Source organism: Hydrogenibacillus schlegelii (genome assembly GCF_001653195.1).
GTDB classification, from domain to species: domain Bacteria; phylum Bacillota; class Bacilli; order Thermicanales; family DSM-22653; genus Hydrogenibacillus; species Hydrogenibacillus schlegelii.
In genome coordinates, this window is sequence record NZ_JXBB01000043.1 from 1 (window position 1) to 3,370 (window position 3,370).

The following is a 3,370-nucleotide window of genomic DNA, read 5'->3' on the forward strand; positions in this document are numbered from 1 at the left end:
TGAGCCATCCGGTATCCCTCCTGGTGAAGTGGTTTCTTCTCCGTCTCACATTCTACCAAAGAGGGCCGGATGGCTCATTTTATGTTACCTGGACCATCCGTTTTTACACATGATACCGGACACGACTAGTGCACCGTGGCGACTTCGAAGGCCGAACTCCCGGGCGCGCCCGCGAAGGTTGAGGGACCAATAAAAAACAGCAACAACGGATCCCGCTGTCAAAAAGAGCATGGTGATAATGAGCAACGGATTTTGCGTTGCGTAGAGGAGAAAAGGCACTTTTTGTGCGCTCTGTGGGATAAGGCCCATTCGGTACAATAAAGCAAGGATCTGGCGCACGTGCGCCGGATCCGTCGTATTGATCGTATACTGTCCGGGCGGCAGCGGATCTCCTCCGATACGTCTTGCATATTGAAGGTCGCCAGCTCCGCGAGGCGCGCGAATCACTCCCTTCACCATGACTCCCTTTGGCAAAAGGGAGGTCGTGCGGGATTCCGACCACCGGCGCTCCGAGTACGTTCCTTGAAAAAGGTAAACCTCATCTGTCGCAAGCTGAGAATCTTCGGGGTTGCCGCGGGGAAACCACGAAACCACGCCGTGCGGATCGTAAAGAAGGATTTCGGGCCGCCCATCTCCGACTGAGGACACGATCAGAGCGAGCGACCGCTCGCGAAGATACGCCTTTAACTCCTCAAGAGCCACCGCCTCATCCGCTTCCGAGACCATTTGAGGTCCCTCGATCATCCGAAGAACGGTGACGTCACCCGGCATGTCGAGCGTGACTTCCTTCCAAGATTCCATCACCCACTGGAAAGACCACACCATAAAAGCTGTGAGAATTCCAAGAAAGAAGCTGGTAAAGGCAAGCCTGAAATTCAACCGCAGTCGCTGGTTCACCCGGACATCCCTTCCCCCCTCACCGCAAAATGCACGTCAATAAAGTTTCCAACTATCGGCTGGAAGCTACTCCAGACCTCAGAACCATTCGAAATCGTACCAGTACTTGGTCGTATACTTGTCGCCCCAGAGCGGAGAATCCCAGACAGAGTCCTCCCGCCACCGGACAGTACAGTCATTCGATGATGTCGCCTCCGATGTGTAGAGACGCCCCGTGTCGAGTGGCGGGCCAGCTTCACGCGTAAACCGGTGATATCCCCTCTTTGCATGTTTTCCGTTGTCGTTATAGCAGGCTTGAATTTGAATATACCCGTTCCACCTTGCACCTCCCAATGTCTCTCAAGCTTTGGCGTAGTTCATGCTTCCTGCCTGCACAAAAGTAGCGATGAAAAAAGAAACCATAATCCCAACGATCCCGAAAATGATCTTGTTCCCCTTCCAAGTTACAATGGCTACCCGGTTACAATGGCTACCCGCCACTGGGTTTTAAGTATATGCAACATGAGTGCTGTCCTCATTCAAATTTTCTTCTTTTCTTCCCTATCGAATCCCGCGATGAACATAGAGGCAACGATAATGCTGGAATTAATTCCTTTTCATCGTATTTTTTTTGACCAAATTTAGGAGAGGCATTCCAGGTGCATCTTTTCTTAGAGCTTCAAAAATCCGTTCCAAATCCTCTTCCCCTCTGGTTGGCACGAAATGCTTGAAGGCTTTTACCAAGATTTCGCGGGCCTGTTGAGGTTTGGCCCAAAGCCGGTCACGATTATCAGGTATCCAGCGCATAAACTGCTTGAAACCCTCATATTCTTCTTCACTGAACTTGCTCAAGACATGATCCAAGTTAGGTGTACCGCCAGATGCTCTCATGTCAGAGCAACCCCCTCTCAATGATCCATTTAATGCCAAGGCGATCCAGTGAGACGTTGAGTGGGCAAATCCTAGATTCCAGCGCAAGAAATTATATGTCTGATCATAGATGGTTTGATATGCTAGATCCTCCCACGCAAGAAAACTTTCAAGGAAATTAGCGATTTTATCCGAGTTATTTTTTAATACAGTAAGATAACGATTAGGAACATAATCTCGTAGTTCATTGATAACCTTGTCAGTGTCATGTCGCAGGTAATAAACCAGCCTGCGAATCCCCGCCTTGATCGCTGCCGTCTTGACGCCCTGGACTTCCACCTGACCATTTTGCCCTAGCACTTGATATACGCTTGTCTCTTTTACAGAATAAACCTCCTGTTTAGTTTGTATGGGAACCATATGTTGTATTTGCTCTGGGCTAGCGACAGAAGTGCCTGCAGCAAATGCTTGAGAGATCGCACTGAAAAAAATTGAAGTACTTAAGACTAAAGAAATTAATTTCTTTTTTCTTTTCATTTTCATAATTTCTCCTTTCTTAAGTAAGACGTTTCATTCTTTGCAATCACCACTAAGTCACGCAATTTCTCGATTGATCACGTTATTAAGAGCGCATCTCTCATTAGAAGGCCGGTGAAAAACCCCTTCATTTGAAGGAAAACCGGACCCATGGATCGAATTTATTCCATCAAAGCAAGCAAGCATCCTTATTCTCAAAAAAGAGATTCAAACCTGCGGTCTCGACGATTGACTTCCCATCAACCCAAATGGTTTCAGCATATGGATACGGAAGCCCTCGTGCCACATAATCACATCCTTCGCCAAATCGATCGCGTCTTGGATTTCTCCGCGATCCATGCTTTACCCGGAGGCCGGGGGTCCACGGCTTTAAGGATCGCACGGCCGGGGTCAAAACACGGAAACGTTGGCGCAGGCACGGCATTTTTGAGAAAGCCATGCGCCATGTGGTGGATCAGTGCATCGCCGCAGGGCTCGTTCAGCCGGAAGTGCATGTCGCGGTGGACGGCACCCTTGTCCGCGCCAATGCTTCCATCCACAGCTTAAAGCCCATCACGCCGGCCCCCGTCGAGTCGCTTGACGCTTATTTGGCCCGGCTGGAGGAAGAAGATCGCTCATTTTCCGACGGCGGGGACGAGGTCCAGGACGACTCCTCTCCGTCCGACCTCCATCCTCCCGATCCGGGCCCGAACCTTTCATCCCCCGGCTCCCCTTCGGCTTCGTCGGGAAGGCCACCCAAGAAGCCGGGCGATTTTCGGGGGGAGCGGTTTTCCAACCGGACCCACCGGAGCATGACCGATCCGGATGCCCGCCTTTATCGAAAGAGCTCCGGCCAAGAAGCCCATTGGCGTGATCTCATTCATCACACGGTGGACACCCGCTCCTCCGTCATCTTGCGGACCCAGGCCAAGATCATCACGGGCACTGCGGAACGAGAGGCCGCCATCGAAGCTCTGCTGCACATCCGGCGTGAGCACCCCTCTCTTCGCATTCAAAGCGTCTCCGGAGACGGTGGATATGCCGATACGGAAACGCTCGATCGGCTTTTGAAGATGGACGTCGTTCCCCTCATTCCCGTGCGATCGCT

3 protein-coding genes are annotated in these 3,370 nt (G+C 51.2%); 1 reads left to right on the forward strand and 2 read right to left on the reverse strand.

Translation table 11 applies throughout. The features are described 5' to 3' along the window. Positions 1-84: 84 nt before the first annotated feature. Positions 85-897, reverse strand: a complete 813-nt coding sequence (locus SA87_RS09510; RefSeq protein ID WP_066202383.1) for a hypothetical protein — start codon at positions 895-897, stop codon at positions 85-87. Between the two features lie 585 nt (positions 898-1,482). Continuing rightward, positions 1,483-2,283, reverse strand: a complete 801-nt coding sequence (locus tag SA87_RS13300) for a hypothetical protein (RefSeq protein WP_156423418.1) — start codon at positions 2,281-2,283, stop codon at positions 1,483-1,485. An 869-nt stretch (positions 2,284-3,152) separates the two neighbouring features. Between SA87_RS13300 and SA87_RS13305 the strand changes: the two genes are divergently transcribed. After that, positions 3,153-3,370, forward strand: a 218-nt coding sequence (locus SA87_RS13305; protein WP_245637706.1) for a transposase, incomplete at its 3' end; no start/stop codon positions are given.

Excerpts from the sequence above, each read along its gene's own strand:
- SA87_RS13300 (WP_156423418.1), bottom strand. The coding sequence starts at position 2,283 with ATGAAAAGAAAAAAGAAATTAATTTCTTTAGTCTTAAGTACTTCAATT.